1 protein-coding gene is annotated in these 778 nt (G+C 32.0%); it reads right to left on the bottom strand.

Going from position 1 to position 778, the window contains the following annotated elements:
- Positions 1–142: 142 nt before the first annotated feature.
- Positions 143–700: a hypothetical protein gene (locus tag KVT34_RS29600; RefSeq protein ID WP_217563230.1), complete on the bottom strand. Its 558-nt coding sequence runs from the start codon at positions 698–700 to the stop codon at positions 143–145.
- Between the last annotated feature and the right edge of the window lie 78 nt (positions 701–778).

Here is a 778-nt window from a genome sequence, read left to right as displayed (position 1 = left end):
TAAACGTATTACACATCGAGCAGTAGACAAGACTGATATACTGTACAGATGCTATCGGGTTGAATACCGAATTTGAATTTGATGAATTGGTAAATATAAAGTAAAAAGACCAACTTCTTAGTCGGTCTTTTTTCACTTTATTTTAAAGGTGCTTATTATATTTTTTCATGTACCGTTCTACATACACTTTCTCTTGTTCCATTAGGGCGGTTTGTAAATGTTCTATTTTATCATATACTGTTTCTAAAGAACTTATATTTTTCTCTGAATATATCCTTGTCATACCTTTTATAACGACATTTTCCGCCTTGGTAACAGGCATAAAATGTACAGTAGCTTCATCATGTGTTTTTTTAACAAGCTCAAATATACCTTTCTCCATATTTACAGCATGTGCTAGTGATGCGACATTCAATTCTATCCATTCATTTAAACATTTTTGTATCTTATCCGCGACTATTTTTCCACTATATTCTTCCGTTTGCACATCCGAAAAAGCATGTCTATGCAATGAAATCTTCAATTCATTAAACATACCCAGTAACTTAAAATTTATCTTCTGCAATTCAAATACAGATTCTAATTGCTTCTTGGCTACTTCCTTTTTTTCTTTGGCTCTAGACATGCTGTATGTGATATAGCCCCCCAAAAGAGCACTTCCAAATGGAACTAAAGATTTTAGCACTAATTCTATATCCATGACTTCCCCCTATTTCCTTTAACATTAGATATATAAATAATAACATAAAGTTAAAGTAAGTACCACCCAATTATGAAG

It is taken from the genome of Paenibacillus sp. GbtcB18 (genome assembly GCF_019091125.1).
Taxonomy (GTDB): domain Bacteria; phylum Bacillota; class Bacilli; order Paenibacillales; family NBRC-103111; genus Paenibacillus_F; species Paenibacillus_F chitinolyticus.
Note: the sequence above shows the minus strand (reverse complement) of the source record. Positions and strands in the feature narration are given on the sequence as shown.

Coding starts and splice junctions, on each gene's coding strand:
- KVT34_RS29600 (WP_217563230.1), bottom strand. CDS start 700: ATGGATATAGAATTAGTGCTAAAATCTTTAGTTCCATTTGGAAGTGCT.